Raw genomic sequence first — 16,645 nt, 5'->3', positions numbered from 1 at the left:
GGGCCCTGTCACTTCTTCTTCCGTGATTCCGGGCGCTTGGCCGCCTGCTCGCGACGGGCCTGTTCCTTGGCGGCTTTTTTCTGACGCTGGCGCTCGCGGAAGCTGGGGGAGGGCTGGGAGGGGCGGGTATCGACCGCCTCGCGGACCTGGGGACGCCTGCCCGGGGTGGGGGAGGACTCGGTGGCCGGGGAGCGCCGGGCTGCCTTCGCGACCGGCCTGCCGGCGGGGAGGGGAGGCGTGGGCGCGGGGGCCTTCCGGGGACCTCGGGGGGCGTAGGCCGTGTCCGCGGCCTCTCCATCCCGGTCCTCCACGGGGGCTCGCCAGGAGTCGCGGATCTGCTGGGGGCTCTCCTCCTGGTAGGAGAAGTGGAAGAGCCGCTTGATGACGAGCGTGGCGTAGGCACCCGGGGGCAGGGTGAAGGCGATGTTGACCTTGAGGAAGCCCCGGTTCAGGTCGTCATTCTGGACGCGGCCGATGACGAGCTTGTGGGGGACGACGATCGTGGGACGCTCCTCATGCTTGAAGTAGAGCATCCGAGGGGCCTCCTCGACGCGGAGGTCCGACAGGGACAGCTTCTCCCGGCCGAGCACCCAGTCCACAGCCTGCTTCACCGTCGGATCCTCGAAATGGCTGTCCGGGGCGAGCAGGGGGAAGGTGGACTCGCGCAGGGTGTGGAGCACCTCGGGGTCCGCGTCTCTGTGGAAGAGCAGGGTGCCCGCCTGGTACTTCATGGGGAAGAGGTTCTCGCGCGGCAGCAGCAGCTGGAGGTAGCGCCGCACGCCCTCGTTCCACAGGTAGCTCTGGTAGGTGAAGAGCAGCATGGCGCGGTAGGACGCGTCGATCTGCAGGAAGGCGCGCAGGTAGTCCCCGGGGTGCTCGCGCAGGGACTTGAGGATGCGGTGGTACTTCTTGGTGCCCTCGAAGGGCACGCGCGCGTCCCACCGGCCCCAGTTCTCGCGCCAGAAGGCCTTCACCTTGGCGTCCTCGGTCCTATCCAGCTCCGAGGGTTGGGCCAGGTAGTTGCGCAGCGCGGCCTCGAAGTCGCCGCGGATGAGATCCTTGGCGATGAAGCCCTGGCCATGCTTGAGCGAGCCAAAGCGCTGGCTGTCGAAGTAGTTCACCACGCCCAGGCGGTTGATCTCCGCGGCGGCCTGGTTGAGGGGGCCGATCGACGCCTCCGTCAGCATGCGCACGGTGACGGCGAAGCGGTTGGAGGTGATGTTGGCGGCCGACAGGGGCTTGTCCGTGCGCCCCAGGTACTTCAGGCGCAGATCGGGGTCCTGCATGTCCACGTCCGCGCCGTCCACCGCGATGAGCTGCTCGGTACGGCCCTGCTTGTCCTTCAAGCCGCAGTACGAGATAGAGCCCGGTTTGAGACCGAACGCCTCGCGGATGCGGTCCGCCGCGTCGAAGGTGGACAGCTTCTGCTTGTCCATCAGGTAGACGCGGTGGCGACCACTCGCCACCTCGTCGAAGCGGTAGGACTCCTTGACGGAGAAATCCTCGGGTTTCTGCTTGATTCGCACGAGGCTCCCTTAACAGCCAGAGCGGCCTCAGAGGAAGGAACGAATGGCCGGGGGCCTGACAACCGGACATCTAGCGGCGTAACGTTCCGTCCCGTCATGAGATTCTTCCTCTTGCTCGCCCTGCTGGTCACGACCGGCTGTGCCTCCACGCTCTCCACCCTGCAGACGGCGAAGCCGCTCGCCCGGGGCCAGTTCCAGGTGTCCGGTGCGGTGGGCGTCTTCGCCCCGGTGGGTCAGCTCGGCACGCTGATCGACGAGGGCATTGACCAGGGCAAGGCCATCAAGGAGAGCGTCGAATCGGGTCAGCCCTATGACTTGCCCGAGGCGGAGGCCCAGAGGCTGCTCGGTGTGGGCATGGCGCTCGCGGTGGCCCCGCCGGGCCCCGCCAATGAGCTGATGATCCGCGCCGGCCTGCTGGAGTCCAGCACCCTGGACGTGGGCCTGCGCCTGAGCACCACCTCTGTCCGGTTCGACGGCAAGCTGCGCCTGGCGCACGGCGGCGATGCGGAGGACTCGCGCCTGCCCGATTACCGGCGCAAGTCCTACGATCTGGCGCTCGGCGTGGGCTTCTCCCGGCACGTCTTCAAGAGCCCCGTGCTGGACGCTCTGGAGATTGTGACGATCGACGAGTTCTCCCGCTGGGATCTCGAGGTCCCCGTCTACCTGAGCATGGACCTGGGGGACATCTTCAAGCTGTACGCGGCGCCCAAGTACATCTTCAGCCGCACCTCGCTCGACGCGAAGCTGGTGGACTACTCGCAGTCCGGCAAGGACGTGACGGGCTTCGACCTGGGGCTACCGGCTCAGGTGTCCAGCCACTTCTATGGCGCCAGCCTGGGCTTCGCCCTGGGCTACAGGTACGTCCACCTCTATGCCGAGCTCACCGCCGGCTATACCGACTGCCGTCCGGTTGTTTTCGGCCAGCAGCGCGATCTGGGCGGGGTCTCCCTGTACCCCTCTGTGGGTCTCGCCATCAAGAATCCCCTGTCCCGGGGGCCTCGGGCCAGCTCGCCGGATTCTCGGCCAAATCCGGAAAGACCGGTGCCGAGCACCTGAGCCTGCTCCCCAGGCGGGCGTGCCTGACGGTTCCGGGACTCGCTCGCCTTTGGTAGTGTCCCGCCGGTGATGTCGGTGTTCGGACCTTCGAGGTCTCGCGCGTGAGTCAAGGCCCCACCCAATCCTCAAAACCCGCTGGCCCTCGGGGGCCGCACCTCAAGGGGCGGTTCCCGGATGGGACGACAGGGGAGTTCCAGCTCGGGGATCTGACGACCCTGGGCCGCCATCCCTCCAACACGCTGCGGTTGGTGGACCGAGAGGTCTCCAAAGAGCATGCCACCATCGAGCGCATGGGGCGGGACTTCATCCTGCGTGACTTGGGCTCCTCCAACGGCACGTTCGTCAATGGACGGCGCGTCGCGGAGCTGCGGCTGCGCGACGGGGATGAGATCAGCCTGGGGGCCTCCAAGCTCGTCTTCTACTCCGGGGAGGTAACGGGAGGGGCCGCGGCCCAGGTGACCGCTCCGACGGGGGCGGTGGGGAGCCCGGGGCGCGCCGCTCCGCGGGTGACGGTGGTGGCGCAGTCGCACTCCATCCCCGCGTTCCTCGCGCAGATGGATCAGCAGGTGCCGCAGAACTTCCGGCCCGCCGAGCAGATCCAGGAGCTCGCCACCCTCAAGCGCGAGTACGAGAAGCTGCGCATCGCCTACGAGTTCCACCGTCAGGTGAGCCAGCAGGGAAAGCAGGCGGATCTCTTCGAGCAGATCCTCTCGGTGGCCTTCCAGCTGCTGGCGGCGGACCACGGTGTCGTGCTCAAGCCGGGGACGGACGGCCAGTTCACCGCGGTGGCCATGAAGCACCGGCAGGGCAGCCCGCCCAACGTGATGGTGTCCGACACCGTGCTGCAGAAGGTGGCCGAGACGCGCAAGGCGGTGCTCACCGCGGACGCCATCATCGACGAGCGCTTCTCCTCCTCGGAGAGCATCGTGGCGCAGGGCATCCGCTCGGCCATGGCGGTGCCGCTGATGTGCAAGGGCCAGCTGGAGGCGGTGCTGTTCCTGGACTCGCGCCAGCAGACCAACGCCTTCTCGGAGAAGGACCTGACCATCCTCTCGGGCATCGCGGCGCAGGCGGCGATCGCCCTGGAGAACGCGGCGCTGGCCGCGCAGATTCAAGCCGAGGCCGTCACCCGCGCCGAGCTCAGCCGCTTCCTGTCGCGCGCGGTGGCCGAGGCGGTGATCCGCGGCGAGACCGAGGACCTGCGGCAGAGCCGGCTGGCGGAAGTGACGTGCCTGTTCGCGGACATCCGCGGCTTCACCACCCTGTCGGAGAACGAGTCTCCGCAGGAGGTGGTGTCGATGCTCAACGAGTTCTTCACCCTGATGGCGGGCGTGGTGTTCCGCCACGAGGGGAACCTGGACAAGTTCATCGGCGACTGCGTGATGGCCGTGTGGGGTCCGCCGCTGTCGCATCCGGATGATCCGGCGCGGGCGCTGCGCGCGGCGCTGGAGATGCAGGACGCGGTGGAGGTCCTCAACGGCTCGCGCATGGCCGCGGGCAAGCCGCCCATCGAGGTGGGCATCGGCGTGAACACCGGTCAGGCCGTTGTGGGCTACATGGGCAGCACTGAGCGCCATGAGTTCACCGCCATTGGCGACACGGTGAACACGGCCTCGCGCCTGTGTGGGCTGGCCAGGGGCGGGGAGGTGGTGGCCAACCAGACCACCATCCAGAAGGCCGGCAACGGCTTCGACGCGGAGCCCCTGCCCGTCACGCAGGTGAAGGGCAAGGAGAAGGGCGTTCTGGCGTATCGGGTGCACGGGCTGGAGATCACCAACTCGCGGCGATGAACACATTGAACTGCCCCAGCTGTGCGCGTGCGCACGACGTGAGCGCTCTCCCGGACGGTCACCAGGTGACGTGTGCCTGCGGGGCCCGCTTTCCGGTGCGGATGGGGCCGGTCTCCTTCCAGGAGGAGCCCGAGCTGTCCGCTCCCACGCTGGTGCGCCCCTCGTTGCCCTCGGCGGGGACGGCGCTGGAGCAGCGGACGCCCGACGGGGAGGGCACGTTCGTCAGCGCGTCGGTGGAGTTGCCGGGCTACGCGCTGGAGCGCGTGCTGGGTCGGGGCGGGATGGGCGAGGTGTGGCTGGCACGGCAGAAGTCGCTGGGCCGCAGGGTGGCGGTGAAGGTGCTGCCGCCGCGGCTGGCGAAGGATCCCGAGTTCGTCACGCGCTTCGACAAGGAGGCCACGGCACTCGCGGCGCTCAACCACCCCAACATCGTCCAGATCATCGACCGCGGGGTGGCCGGGGAGCACTACTACTTCGTCATGGAGTACGTGGAGGGGCGCTCGCTGCGCGAGGTGATGCGCGAGCTGTCGCCTCCCGAGGCCCTGCGCATGGCGCTGCAGGTGGCGCGGGCCATCGAGTGCGCGCACGACAAGGACATCATCCACCGCGACCTCAAGCCGGAGAACATCCTGCTGGACGGGCGCGGGCACGTGAAGGTGGCGGACTTCGGCCTGGCGGGCATCCGCCGTCCAGACTCGCGGCTGCAGCTCACCGCCACGGCGGTGGCTATGGGGACGCTCAACTACATGGCCCCGGAGCAGCGCCGGGACGCGAAGAACGTGGACGGGCGCGCGGACCTGTTCTCCTTTGGCGTGGTGCTCTACGAGATGCTCACCGGCGAGCTGCCGGTGGGGCGCTTCAAGCTTCCGTCCGAGCGCGTGCCGGGGTTGGACGCGCGGGTGGACGAGATCGTGGCGCGGCTGCTGGAGAACGAGCCCGAGGCACGCTACGCGCGGGCCGCCGAGGTGTGCCAGGCGCTCGAGGCGCTCGTGTCGAGCGTCTCGCTGCCACCAGGTCAGGCTCAGGCCGAGTCGCTCAGCCCGGTACGCCGTCGGCTGCGGTGGGGCTGGCGCACGGTGCGGGTGGCGCTGACGGTGTTGGGCGGGATGGTGGTGATCTTCGCCGGAGCGAGAAGGATGCTGGGCCGGGTCGTCCTCTTCGAGTGGGGCGACACCCAGGTGGTGCTCGGCTCGTGGGGTCCGCGGTTCGTGCCGGTGCCGGTGGACAAGCCGTGGCCGGCCAACACCGATGCGGACCTCTTCGTGTCCTCGACACTGGAGGACCTGCCGGACGGACGGGTGCGCCTGGGCGTGGACTTCGTGGAGGGCAAGGCGGAGCTGAGCGCCCGTGCGGGGACGTGGACGCTGCAGGACGGCCAGCTCCATGTAATTCAGGGAGGCAATGAAGCAAGCGGCGGACAGTTGATCCCCCGTGCCTACCTGTCCGACTACTACTTCTCCAGCGACGACTTCTCCGCCGAGGTGTGGATGAGCACGAGCCCGCTGGGCAAGGGCTACGCCGAGGAGCCGGACGCGCAGCACTTCTCCGAGCTGTCCTACCGGGTCAAGGGCGTGCAGGTGTCCGTCTTCGCCATCCCGGAAACCGGCATGCGGCTGGGCTGGAAGTACACCACCGCGGACGGCCAGGAGGTGGCGGGCAACAGCTCGCAGGATGTGGAGAACCTGCTCCAGGACGAGACGCCGGTGCCCCAGGGTCCCTTCCGCGTGAAGCTTCAGTTGAAGAAGAAGAAGAACGGCGTGGAGGTGAGTGCCTACCTCAACGGTGGCGACGAGCCCTTCGTGCACAAGTTCCTGGAGGGTCTCCAGGGGCGCTCGGCGAAGGTGGCGCTGGGCTGCCGCAACCTGGTCTGCACCTTCGATGACGTGGTGGTGCGCGGCATCAAGACCGAGAAGTCCAACAAGGTGGCGGATACCCAACAGGAGTGAGGGGAGCTCCTGTCCGAAAGCGGGTGCACGTCCGGTAGTCCACGGGCGCACGGCCCTGGCGTGCCCTTGCGGCTGCACGGAGGCGAGCGCACCTTTGCCGGGCTGGGGCCCGTGCCGAGTTCACGGGCCACCGGGCAGGGGGAGCCATGGATTTGCGGTGGGCATTTGCCCCGCTGTACGCGGCGGGCCTTGGGGCGCTGGTGATCGCGGCGTTCTCCTTCGGACGGAAGGACGCCCGGACCTTCGCGCCTCAATGGCCACTGGCCTGGTTTGGGCTGCTGGCGGTGCTCTTCGCGATCGTCGCGCTGCGTTACCGGGCCGGTCCCTTCATGTGGTTGTCGCCCGGAGCGGTGGGTGACGGGGTGGGCTTCGCGCTGTTGGTGGCGGCAGCGGGGTTGGCGGTGGCGGGCTCAAGGGTGAGGGTTCGCGCGGATACGCTGCGAGCCCAGGCGCCCCAGAGCATCGACGAAGGCGTAGCGGCCTTGCGCCAAGGAAAGTCGCCGGGGTGGGGCGTGTACCGAGGCCGGCTGTCGTCGAGTGATCAGGTGACGTCGCCGGGCGGTGTGGTGTGTGCCTTCTACGAGGCGGAGTTGCGCGGCGTGATGCCGGACGGGAGCAAGGGGCCCCTGCTGTCGGTGGAGCGAGCCTACGCGCCGGTGCTGCAGGTGCGAGGGGAGCATGCGGAAGCCGCGGTGAGCTTCTCGCCGAAGCTGCTGCTGGCGCCGATGCGCATCCGCCGCTGCCACATGGGCAAGCCGCTGGCGGAGACGGGGACGGGAGTGCCGGCGGAGGGCTCGGAGGTAGAGGAGGCGCTGTCGTACGAGCGAGTGGGAAAGCTCGGCGAGGAGTGCCTGGTGGTGGGGGAGCTGAGGAAGGGGCCGGTGCCAGGGGTCTACGAGCTACGCGGGAAGCAGGGTGGACCGGCGATGGTCATCCTGGACAACGCGGGTGAGGGGACGGGCATGGTGCTGGCACGCCGGGCGTGGAGGATGTTCGCGGTGGCCGGAGGACTCACGGTGGCCGCGGCCTGGGTGCTCGCGGGCTGAACACTTTCCCTCTCCCTCTGGGAGAGGGACGGGGTGAGGGTATCGGGGTCCCAGGTTCGGATCGTGTACTGTGCCCAGCCATGCGCACTGCTCCGCTCCCTGTCGATCTCCTTGGCCTTATCGGCAACACCCCCATGGTGAAGGTGACCCAGCTCGACACGGGCCCGTGCGAGCTGTTCCTCAAGCTCGAGAACCACAACCCGGGCGGCTCCATCAAGGATCGCATCGGCCTGTCGATGATCACGGCGGCGGAGAAGTCGGGCCAGCTTGGGCCGCACCAGATGCACCTGGTGGAGGCCACGGCGGGAAACACGGGCCTGGGCCTGGCGCTGGTCGCGGCGCAGAAGGGCTACCGGCTCACGCTCGTCATCCCGGACAAGATGAGCCAGGAGAAGGTCCTGCACCTCAAGGCGCTTGGCGCCGAGGTGGTGATGACGCGCTCGGACGTGGAGAAGGGCCACCCCGACTACTACCAGGACATGGCCGAGCGCATCTCCCGTGAGCTGGGGGCCTTCTACGTCAACCAGTTCGCCAACCCGGCCAACCCGCTGGCGCACGAGACCACCACGGGCCCGGAGATCGCCGCCCAGCTCGATAACCGGCTGGACGCGATGGTGTGCGGCGTCGGCTCGGGCGGAACCATCGCGGGCCTGTCGCGCTACTTCGCCAAGGCCATTCCCGGGTGCGAGATGGTGCTCGCGGATCCCGCGGGCTCGGTGCTCGCGGACTACGTGAAGACGGGCACGATGGGCAAGGCGGGCTCCTGGGTTGTCGAGGGCATCGGCGAGGACTTCCTTCCGCCCAACGCAGACCTCTCTCGGGTGAAGAAGGCCTACTCGATTCCCGACGTGGAGAGCCTCGAGACGGCGCGCATGCTGCTGAAGAAGGCGGGGATCCTCGGGGGCTCGTCCACGGGGACGCTGCTCGCAGCGGCGCTGCGCTACTGCCGCGAGCAGACCACGCCCAAGCGCGTGTGCACGCTCGTGTGCGACAGCGGCAACAAGTACCTGTCGAAGATGTTCAACGAGTTCTGGATGGCGGACCAGGGCTTCCTGCCGCGCCAGGCCCATGGAGACCTGCGCGACGTCATCACCCGCCGCTACGCGGACCGAGCGGTCGTGACGTTGTCACCCACGGACACGCTGCTCGTCGCCTACGCGCGGATGAAGCTCTACGACGTCTCCCAGCTCCCAGTGCTCGAGGGCAACAAGGTGGTGGGGATGATCGACGAGTCGGATCTGCTGCTCGCGGCCATCAACGACGAGACGCGCCTGCGCCTGCCGGTGCGCGACTTCATGTCCACGCGGCTCCAGACCGTGGATGTGCGCACCCCGTTGCCCGAACTGCTCACGCTCCTCGACAAGGGCTTCGTGCCCATCGTCATGGCGGGCGAGGAGTTCATTGGCCTCATCACCCGCATCGATCTGCTGAACCACCTGCGGCGTAAGCTGCGCTAAGGCAGTCCAGAATCGTTTAAAATCCCACACCGTTAGCCGTTCTCATTCATACGGAAAGTGGAGTTGCCTCCTCGGCGAGGGATAAACCGCATTCCCAGCGAGACGAGGAATGCCCGTCTCGTGGGAATCCGCTTGAGGAAGTACCCACCGCAGAGGAGCACTGTATGGGAACGACGAAGTTCGCCGCAGTTGCGTTGTGGTTGGCGTGCACCACGCCCGCGTTCGCGGGAGCACCGGACAAGGAGGTGTGGATCACCATCGGTACGGACGCGCTGGAGCCGGCACGCGCCTCGTTCCGAGGGCGGGGACAGGAGTTGCCGGCTGTCGCGCGCGAGAAGGATGGAGTGGCGATGTTGCGCGTGCGTGAGTCCCAGCTCGAGCAGCTGGCCGAGGTAATGCATTCCAAGCTCAACCGGTGCGCGGGCTTCATTGCCCACGAAACGGAGGAGCAAGCGTTGACGGCGGTGGAGGCCCGCAACACCGCGCAGGCTGTTGAGCCCCGGATCACCTACACCATCGACAACGCCACGACAGCGAACGCGCTGCTGTCCGGCGTCCAGGAGTCGTACATCCGCAGCACCATCACCTCGCTGTCCACGAAGTGGACCTCGCGCCGCCACAACCTGCAGTCGGGCAAGGACGCGGCCAATTGGCTGAAGACCCAGTGGGCGACGCTCGCCAACGGGCGCAGCGACGTCACGGTGGAACTCTTCACGCACGCCAGCACCGTCACCCCGCAGCCGTCCGTCATCCTCACCATCAAGGGCACCACGCTGCCCAACGAGGTGGTGGTGCTCGGCGGTCACCTGGACTCCATCAACGGCAGTAGCTCCTCCGCCAGCGCGCCGGGCGCGGACGATGACGCCTCGGGCGTGGCCTCGCTCACCGAGGTCATCCGCGTGGCCATGGCCAAGGGCTACAAGCCGGCGAGGACGGTGAAGTTTATGGCCTATGCCGCCGAGGAGGTGGGGCTTAAGGGCTCGGGGGCGATCGCCGCCCAGCACAAGAGCACCGGCGTCAACGTGGTGGGCGTGCTGCAACTGGACATGACCAACTACCGTGGCTCCAGCTACGACATCGTCCTGGTGTCCGACTACACCAGTGCCGCCCAGAACACCTTCCTCTCGAATCTTATCAAGACGTACCTACCGGGGGTGACCTCGACCACCACGCGCTGCGGCTATGGGTGCTCGGACCACGCCTCCTGGTACAACCAGGGCTTTGCGGCTTCCATCCCCTTCGAGGCGCTGATGGGCCAGGACAACCCATACATCCACACCTCGAGCGACACCCTCATGCAGTCGGCCGGGAGCGCGCAGAACTCGGTCAAGTTCGTGAAGCTCGCGGCGGCCTACGTGGCTGAGCTGGCCAAGGGCAAGACGTCCACCAGCCTGCAGCCCGCGGACGCCGACACCGGCCGGTAAGCCGGCGTGAAGGGGCCTCGTTCAGGCCCCTTCCTTCCTGGTGGCGAGGAGCCGTTTCGGGGCCAGACTCCGCCAGGCCGTTTCAAGCAGACCGCTCAGCGGCTCGCGCCGGACGGTCGCGAGCCGCACGAGCATGTATGGGTAGTCCTGGTAGTGGTCCGTGATGAAGAAGGTGTCCGGGTCGGCCACCAGAAGGGAGTCGCGTACGAGGAGGTCCACCTTGAGGACGAGCGTCTCACCGTCCTCGTGCAGGCGGGCCAGGAGCTTCTTGCCGACCCGGAACGCGGGCGTCCCATACGAAAGGCCTTCCTCTACGCCGGGCAGTGCCAGGGCGAGCTCTCGCACTGTGTCGAGAGTTACTGCGCTGCTTCGGCGGGGGCTTTTTCGTGTGGGAGATCTGCCTGACTTTCTGCTCATGGATGGAGCATCACCGAGTCCTTCTCCGCGCGCCATCACGCTGTCTCCTTCGCCAGAATCTGGCGTTCGTTCAGAAACATGCAAGCCTTCCTGGGCGGAGGTAGTTGATTCTGACGTGTTCCGACGAGAGCAATCTCGTTGGGAAAGGGGGAACATGAGCTGTTCAAATTGCGGAGAGCCTCTCAATCGATCGCAATGGACCTCAACGGAGGATCTCAAGTCCTGTCCGGGCTGTTCGCAAAAGACCGGCGTCATCGAGCATATCTTTTACAAATATCCAGAGGGATTCGGGACGACGGACGCTCGTCATTCAAATGTGCATCCTGAGGGACCACAGAGCCACTGCACCAGGTGTCGAGATCGAGGTGCCACGGCTTCTCCTTCGTTCCTTTGCCATAACGTCATCAAAGGCAATCTCTACAAGCCAGCTTCGGTTGCTCCGCAGATCAGACGCCGAAAGGCTTGAGCCGGAGTACACGCGGATTCAAACCGAGGGGGTCGATATCCTCACCCCGTCCCTCTCCCAGAGGGAGAGGGACGGGTTACCCCTCGTCCGCGATGCCGTACTCCTTGAGCTTCCGGCCCAAGGTGTTGCGGCCGATCTGCAACACCTTCGCCGCCGCTGTCCGGTTTCCCTTCACCGAGTCCAGCACCCTCAGGATGTGTCGCCTCTCCACCTCGGCGAGCGGTAGCAGCTCGCCGGTGAGACCCTCGGGTATCGCCATGTCTCCGCTCTGCGCCGGAGCCGGCGTCGCGCCTACCACCTTCGGCAACGGCAGGTGCTCCTCGAGGATCTCCCCCTCGCTCAGCACCACCGCGCTCTCGATGCAGTTCTCCAGCTCGCGCACGTTGCCCGGCCACCGGTAGCGCTTCAGCCGCTCCAGCGCTCCCGTGCTCAGCCTCGGCAACGGCAGCCGGTGCCGCTTCGCCGCCGCCGCGATGAAGTGCCGCGTCAGCCGCTCGATGTCCTCTCCACCGCGCTCCCTCAGCGGCGGCAGCACCAGCTCCACCACCTTGATGCGGTAGTACAGGTCCTCCCGGAACTTCCCCTCCGCCACCATCTTCGCCAGGTCCCGGTTCGTCGCCGCCACGATCCGCACGTCCACCTTCAGCGTCTGCGTGCCGCCCACCCGCTCGAACTCACGGTCCTGCAGCACCCGCAGCAGCTTGCCCTGCACCGGCAGCGGCAGCTCTCCCATCTCGTCGATGAACACCGTGCCGCCATCCGCCGCCTCGAACTTGCCCGGCACTCGGTGGTCCGCCCCGGTGAAGGCTCCCTTCTCGTGGCCGAACAGCTCGTTCTCAATCAGCGTCGCCGGCAGCGCCGCGCAGTCCACCTTCACGAACGGCTTGTCTCGCCTCGGGCCGTTGACGTGCACCGCCCTCGCGAACAGTTCCTTGCCGCACCCGCTCTCGCCCCGCAGCAGCACCGTCGCGTCCGTGGGCGCTGCCTTCTGGATGAGCCGGTAGATGACCTTGAGCGGCTCGGACTCGCCGATGATCCGGTTGAAGAAGTAGCCCACCGGCGCGTGCGGCTGCTCCTTCGCGCGCTGGAGCTCCTGGTACAGGCTCGTGCTCTGCAGCGCCTGGCTCACCTGCGCCGCGATGGCCATCAGCCGCTCCACGTCGTCGTCCGTGAAGCGCCCACCCCCGCGCCGGTTCAGCACCTGCAGCACGCCGTAGAGCGCCCCGCCCGCGTCGCGCAGCGGCACCGCGAGGATCGTCGACGTGCGATAGCCCGTCATCCGATCGATGTCCGCGAAGAAGCGGCTCTCGCCCCGCGGGTCCGGCATGTTGACGGGCTCGCCGTGCTCGGCCACGTAGCCCGCTACACCTTGACCCAGCTTCACCCGGATCTGCGACACCTCTGGCAGGTGCGCCGCGCGCGAGAAGAGCTCGCCCCGTGCTGCATCCAACAACCACAGCGTGCCCCGATCCGCCTGCATCGTCACCGCGATGCGATCCATCAACGTCTGCAGGAACGCGTCGAGCTCGACCTCGCGTCCGACGAGCCCGCCGATGGGCAGCAGCACCTGACTGACATCCGAGGAAGTAGCCATGACGGGCAGGGGAGGCAGCGTGAAGTCTGGGGGAAGACTATCGCAGTGTGGGCCCATGCGCCCCTCCCCCTCACGCGCAGACGGCCCCGAGCACGATCCGCTTGCCTTCGCGCGCCGGCTCGGTGGCGGCGAAGTGGTTGCGAGCCTCCTCGGCCATGTTCTCCACCATGTCGTCGTTGTGGGCAGGGTCGTGGTGGAACAGGAACAGTCGCCGCGCGTTCACCGCCGCGGCCACCTGGGCCGCGTCCACCATGGTGGAGTGTCCCCAGCCCTTCTTCGGGATGCCCTTCTTCCCGGCGTACTCGTCCGGGGTGTACTGCGCGTCCAGGCACAGCGCGTCCGCGCCCTCCATCAGCCGTGCCACACGGGGATCCAACGTGGCCAGGGAGATCTCCATGTCCGTGGCGTAGACGAACGAGTGGCCGTCCGCCTCCACGCGGTAGGCCAGGCACCCCTGAGGATGCGGTGCGTCGAAGGGCGTCACCCGGAAGGGCCCCACCTCCACCGTCCGCCCGTGCAGCGCTGACTCGAACGTCATCCGCGAGCGCATGGTGGACAGCGGTACTGGGAAGTGGGGGGGCTCCATCTGCCGTGCCAGCACCGACTGCAATGCCTGGGCCCCGTCCGGCCCCGGGCCGTACAGTGTCAGCTCCGTCGTGGGCAGGTAGCCCGGCGTGAAGAAGGGGAAGCCCTGCACGTGATCCCAGTGCAGGTGCGAGAAGAAGAGCGTGGCCTTCTGCGCTCCGCCCTCGCGCATCATCGCCTCGCCCAACGCGCGGATGCCCGTGCCGGCGTCCAGGATGAGCCGGTGCCCCTGGCTCGTCACCTCCAGGCACGAGGTGTTGCCCCCAATCCGCGCCGCGTGCGCCCCCGACACCGCGATGCTCCCCCTCACTCCGTAGAAACGCACTTCCATGGCTGCTCCTCCTCGAAGGCTGGGGCGGTCCCTGTCGGTCCGCCCTTCATGCCCAGGCGGTAGAGCAAGGACATTGCCAACGCCAACTGGCCGGATTTGCTAGGAATCCGGGGCGATAATGGAGCTCGGCCGATCCATTCCGGCGCACCTGGATGGAGCGTCCGGTCCGATCCGGATCGCCCGGGAGCGCGAGGGGCGGCCGGGCATTGTGGGGGAAAGGGCGCACATGGAAGACTCGGCACGCCGCCATCGCCGCGGCATGGAGGGGGAATCCCTGCGTGTATCCCGATCGTTTCCGGCTGCCCCAGGTCACCGAGCATGTCCTGGCGTGGCTCGAGCGGCGCCGGCCCGGGTTCGGAGAGTGGGACGCGGAGGTGGAGGCCCAGCTGTCGGCCGAGGCGCGGCTGGCCCTGGCTGACGTGTCCCGGCGCTTCGCCGAGGTGGCGGAGGATCCCGGCTACTGGGAGCGCCTGGCGCGCAGCATCTTCACGGTGGCGCTGCCGCGCTATTTCCAGCTGGCCCGCGAGCACCACGCGCTGCAGCGCCGCAAGTACGGCCTGTGGCGTGGGGGAGATCTGCTCTCGCGCGCGGTCTACACGGGAGGGGGCCTCGTCGTGGCGGTGGTGATCGCGCTGTCGCGGGTGCCGGACTGGCTCGAGCCGCTGCCCCTGGCGTTCGTCCTCTTCGGGCCCTTCCTGCCGGACATGCAGGAATCCTTTTACGAGCGCCGCTACCGGCGGCAGCTCGCCACGCTGGTGCGGGAGATGGGCGTGGAGCAGCAGCAGCTCGAGGCCTACCGGCCGCTGGACGAGTCCGTCCCGCCGGCGCTCGAGCCCACCTCGAGGAATTCGAAGGAGAAGGTATGAGCAAGGCAGGAGATCAGATCCTCGCGGCGCTGAAGCAGCCGCGGACACGGGCGCTCTGGCCCATTGGCGTGGCGCTCTTCGCGGGCCTCTTTGCGTACAACGCGTGCACCGTCTACGTGCGGCCGTATGAGATGGGGGTGAAGCAGGTCATCCTCGGTGGCGAGAAGGGCATCCGAGAGAAGGTGTACGGGCCGGGTCTTCACTGGGTAACACCCGGGGCGGAGCGGATGCACCTGTTCCCCGCGGACCTGCAGGTGCTGGAGATGGCGGACAACCCCGCCGAGGTGGGCGAGGGCGCGGATCACCGCGTCGTGCGAGCCATCAAGATCCAGACGTCCGAGGGCTACACGGTGTCGGCGGACGTCACGGTGCTCTACCGCATCGAGAACCCGTACAAGGTGATCACGCAGATTGGACCGGGGCGGCTGTACGAGGACTCGGCGGTGATTCCGCGCGCGGAGCAGGTGCTGCGACGGACGCTGGGCGTGCTGGACTCGGACGACTTCTACAAGGGGGACCGGCGGGACAAGGCGATGGAGCAGGCGCAGAAGCTGCTGGTCACGGAGCTGGAGCCCCGGGGCATCAAGGTGACGCACGTGCTGCTGCGCCAGTACCGGTACGACACGCGCTACCAGCAGGCCATTGAACAGCGGAAGATCCAGGACCAGTCGGTCTTCAAGAACATGGCGGAGGCCGCGGCGGCACAGGCCGAGGCGGAGAAGAACCGGATCATCGCCGAGGGCCAGGCCACGGTGCAGGTGGAGCTGGCACGCGGAGACGCGGAGGTGGCCAAGCTGCGCTCGGAGGCGGAGCTGTACCGGCGCACCAAGGCGGCCGAGGGTGACCTGGTGGTGAAGCTGGCTCGGGCCAAGGGGATCGAGCTGGAGAACGTGGCGCTGCGGGGCTCGGGCAGCGAGAACATGGTGGGCCTGAAGATGGCGGACGTGCTCGGGGGCACGCAGGTCATCGTGGTGCCCACGGACGGGGAGGGTGGGGTGAACCCGTTGGACTTGAACTCGGCGCTCAAGCGCTTCGACGTGAAGGGGATGTGAGGCCATGAAGCGCATGGATTTGCGGATGCTGGGGCTGTTCGTGGTGCTGGCGTTGTCGGTGGTGCAGGGGTGCGCGTGCCACTCGACGGACGCGAACGAGGTGGGTGTGCTCACGCGGAAGTTCACGCTGCTGGGCTCGCGGGGTGTGCAGTCGGAGACGTACGCGCCAGGCGCGACGTACTTCTTCTTCCCGCCGTTCTCCACGGACTGGACCACCTTCGAGACGAAGCTGCAGAACCTGCGGATGCGGGCGAAGGCCGAGAACGAGAAGGGCCGCACGGACGACATCGAGTTCAAGACGGTGGACGGCAACGACATCGCCGTGGACGTGACGGTGGCGTGGCGGATCGATCCGGCGAAGGCGCCGCACCTGGTGCAGAAGGTGGCGCGCTCCACGCTGGACGTGGAGAACCGGCTGGTGCGGCCGGCGACGCGGGCGCTGGTGCGCGACGCGCTGAACGTGCTGCGCTCGGAGGACTTCTACACGGCGGACAAGCGCTTCGCGGCGGCGGAGAACGCGCGCAAGCTGCTGGAGGACGCGCTCAAGCCCGAGGGCGTCATCGTGGAGCAGGTGATTCTGCAGGAGCACCGCTTCAACCCCGAGTACGAGAAGGTGATCCGCGAGAAGAAGCTGGCGGAGCAGATGGCGGAGAAGCTGCGCTCGGAGGCGCAGGCAGCGGCGGAGGAATCCAAGCGCAACCTGGAGTCAGCCAAGGGCACGGTGTCGCAGAAGCTTGCTCAGGCGCAGGGTGAGCTGGAGCAGACGAAGCTGACGGCGGACGCGGAGCTGGTGCGAGCCACCAATGAAGCGACGGCGATCCTCAAGGAAGCCGAGGCGAAGTCGAAGGGCATCGCCAAGGAGAACGAGGCCCTGGCGGGAGCGGGTGGCCGGACGATGGTGAAGCTGCGGATCGCCGAGGCGTTGCAAGGCAAGCAGATCATCTTCATGCCCAGCGGGCGCAGCGGGGCCACGCTCCAGACGATGGACATGAACCAGATCCTCACCCAGTACTCGGCGGCCAAGGTCACACAGAACGCGAGCGCTTCGAACAGTGGGCAGTAATCGCTGATCGCGGAGCGGCTCCTCCC

The 16,645-nt window shown here is 67.6% G+C and carries 13 protein-coding genes; 9 read left to right on the top strand and 4 right to left on the bottom strand.

The features are described from left to right. Positions 1-8: 8 nt before the first annotated feature. Positions 9-1,526: a tRNA pseudouridine(13) synthase TruD gene (gene truD / locus F0U60_RS28975; RefSeq protein ID WP_395804373.1), complete on the bottom strand. Its 1,518-nt coding sequence runs from the start codon at positions 1,524-1,526 to the stop codon at positions 9-11. A gap of 96 nt (positions 1,527-1,622) precedes the next feature. Here truD and F0U60_RS28970 point away from each other — a divergent pair, with 96 nt between their 5' ends. The 6 genes from F0U60_RS28970 (at position 1,623) to F0U60_RS28945 (ending at position 10,245) form a co-directional block, all read left to right on the top strand. Further along, complete coding sequence (locus tag F0U60_RS28970) at positions 1,623-2,582, top strand: hypothetical protein (RefSeq protein WP_395804371.1); 960 nt, start codon at positions 1,623-1,625, stop codon at positions 2,580-2,582. Positions 2,583-2,683: 101 nt separating this feature from the next. Continuing rightward, the gene (locus tag F0U60_RS28965; RefSeq protein WP_395804369.1) at positions 2,684-4,372 is read left to right on the top strand and encodes an adenylate/guanylate cyclase domain-containing protein; all 1,689 of its coding nucleotides are present in this window, start codon (positions 2,684-2,686) and stop codon (positions 4,370-4,372) included. Between the two features lie 38 nt (positions 4,373-4,410). Continuing rightward, entirely contained in the window at positions 4,411-6,318 is a 1,908-nt protein-coding gene (locus tag F0U60_RS28960; protein ID WP_395804367.1) for a serine/threonine-protein kinase, read from the top strand. A gap of 146 nt (positions 6,319-6,464) precedes the next feature. Further along, a complete protein-coding gene (locus F0U60_RS28955; protein ID WP_395804365.1) occupies positions 6,465-7,364 on the top strand; it encodes a hypothetical protein in 900 nt (299 codons plus the stop codon). A gap of 80 nt (positions 7,365-7,444) precedes the next feature. Beyond that, positions 7,445-8,821, top strand: coding sequence for a pyridoxal-phosphate dependent enzyme (locus F0U60_RS28950; protein ID WP_395804363.1), 1,377 nt, complete (start codon positions 7,445-7,447; stop codon positions 8,819-8,821). 164 nt (positions 8,822-8,985) lie between these two features. After that, positions 8,986-10,245 carry a M20/M25/M40 family metallo-hydrolase gene (locus F0U60_RS28945; RefSeq protein WP_395804361.1) on the top strand — a complete coding sequence of 420 codons (1,260 nt, stop codon included), beginning with the start codon at positions 8,986-8,988 and terminating at the stop codon, positions 10,243-10,245. A gap of 21 nt (positions 10,246-10,266) precedes the next feature. On the opposite strand, the gene F0U60_RS28940 is transcribed toward F0U60_RS28945, so the two are convergent. From F0U60_RS28940 to F0U60_RS28930, 3 genes are all read right to left on the bottom strand, one after another. Further along, a complete protein-coding gene (locus F0U60_RS28940; RefSeq protein WP_395804359.1) occupies positions 10,267-10,590 on the bottom strand; it encodes an MmcQ/YjbR family DNA-binding protein in 324 nt (107 codons plus the stop codon). A 614-nt stretch (positions 10,591-11,204) separates the two neighbouring features. Next, a complete protein-coding gene (locus tag F0U60_RS28935; protein WP_395804357.1) occupies positions 11,205-12,779 on the bottom strand; it encodes a sigma 54-interacting transcriptional regulator in 1,575 nt (524 codons plus the stop codon). A gap of 13 nt (positions 12,780-12,792) precedes the next feature. After that, on the bottom strand, positions 12,793-13,638 hold the full coding sequence (locus F0U60_RS28930) for an MBL fold metallo-hydrolase (RefSeq protein ID WP_395804355.1): 846 nt from the start codon (positions 13,636-13,638) through the stop codon (positions 12,793-12,795). A 278-nt stretch (positions 13,639-13,916) separates the two neighbouring features. Between F0U60_RS28930 and F0U60_RS28925 the strand changes: the two genes are divergently transcribed. The 3 genes from F0U60_RS28925 to F0U60_RS28915 are packed head-to-tail and all read left to right on the top strand — an operon-like array spanning position 13,917 to position 16,619. Then, positions 13,917-14,504 carry a hypothetical protein gene (locus tag F0U60_RS28925; RefSeq protein ID WP_395804353.1) on the top strand — a complete coding sequence of 196 codons (588 nt, stop codon included), beginning with the start codon at positions 13,917-13,919 and terminating at the stop codon, positions 14,502-14,504. Beyond that, on the top strand, positions 14,501-15,556 hold the full coding sequence (locus tag F0U60_RS28920; protein ID WP_395804351.1) for an SPFH domain-containing protein: 1,056 nt from the start codon (positions 14,501-14,503) through the stop codon (positions 15,554-15,556). Before F0U60_RS28925 ends, F0U60_RS28920 begins: the two co-directional genes overlap by 4 nt. A 4-nt stretch (positions 15,557-15,560) precedes the next feature. Next, entirely contained in the window at positions 15,561-16,619 is a 1,059-nt protein-coding gene (locus F0U60_RS28915; protein ID WP_395804349.1) for an SPFH domain-containing protein, read from the top strand. Positions 16,620-16,645 lie beyond the last annotated feature (26 nt).

Origin of the sequence: Archangium minus (assembly GCF_044360475.1) — a bacterium.
GTDB lineage: Bacteria > Myxococcota > Myxococcia > Myxococcales > Myxococcaceae > Archangium > Archangium minus.
Note: the sequence above shows the minus strand (reverse complement) of the source record. Positions and strands in the feature narration are given on the sequence as shown.

Bases quoted from the DNA above. Each gene is read 5' to 3' on its own strand.
- F0U60_RS28970 (WP_395804371.1), top strand. From the start codon at position 1,623: ATGAGATTCTTCCTCTTGCTCGCCCTGCTGGTCACGACCGGCTGTGCC.
- F0U60_RS28955 (WP_395804365.1), top strand. From the start codon at position 6,465: ATGGATTTGCGGTGGGCATTTGCCCCGCTGTACGCGGCGGGCCTTGGG.
- F0U60_RS28950 (WP_395804363.1), top strand. From the start codon at position 7,445: ATGCGCACTGCTCCGCTCCCTGTCGATCTCCTTGGCCTTATCGGCAAC.
- F0U60_RS28945 (WP_395804361.1), top strand. From the start codon at position 8,986: ATGGGAACGACGAAGTTCGCCGCAGTTGCGTTGTGGTTGGCGTGCACC.
- F0U60_RS28935 (WP_395804357.1), bottom strand. From the start codon at position 12,779: ATGGGCCCACACTGCGATAGTCTTCCCCCAGACTTCACGCTGCCTCCC.
- F0U60_RS28930 (WP_395804355.1), bottom strand. From the start codon at position 13,638: ATGGAAGTGCGTTTCTACGGAGTGAGGGGGAGCATCGCGGTGTCGGGG.
- F0U60_RS28920 (WP_395804351.1), top strand. From the start codon at position 14,501: ATGAGCAAGGCAGGAGATCAGATCCTCGCGGCGCTGAAGCAGCCGCGG.
- F0U60_RS28915 (WP_395804349.1), top strand. From the start codon at position 15,561: ATGAAGCGCATGGATTTGCGGATGCTGGGGCTGTTCGTGGTGCTGGCG.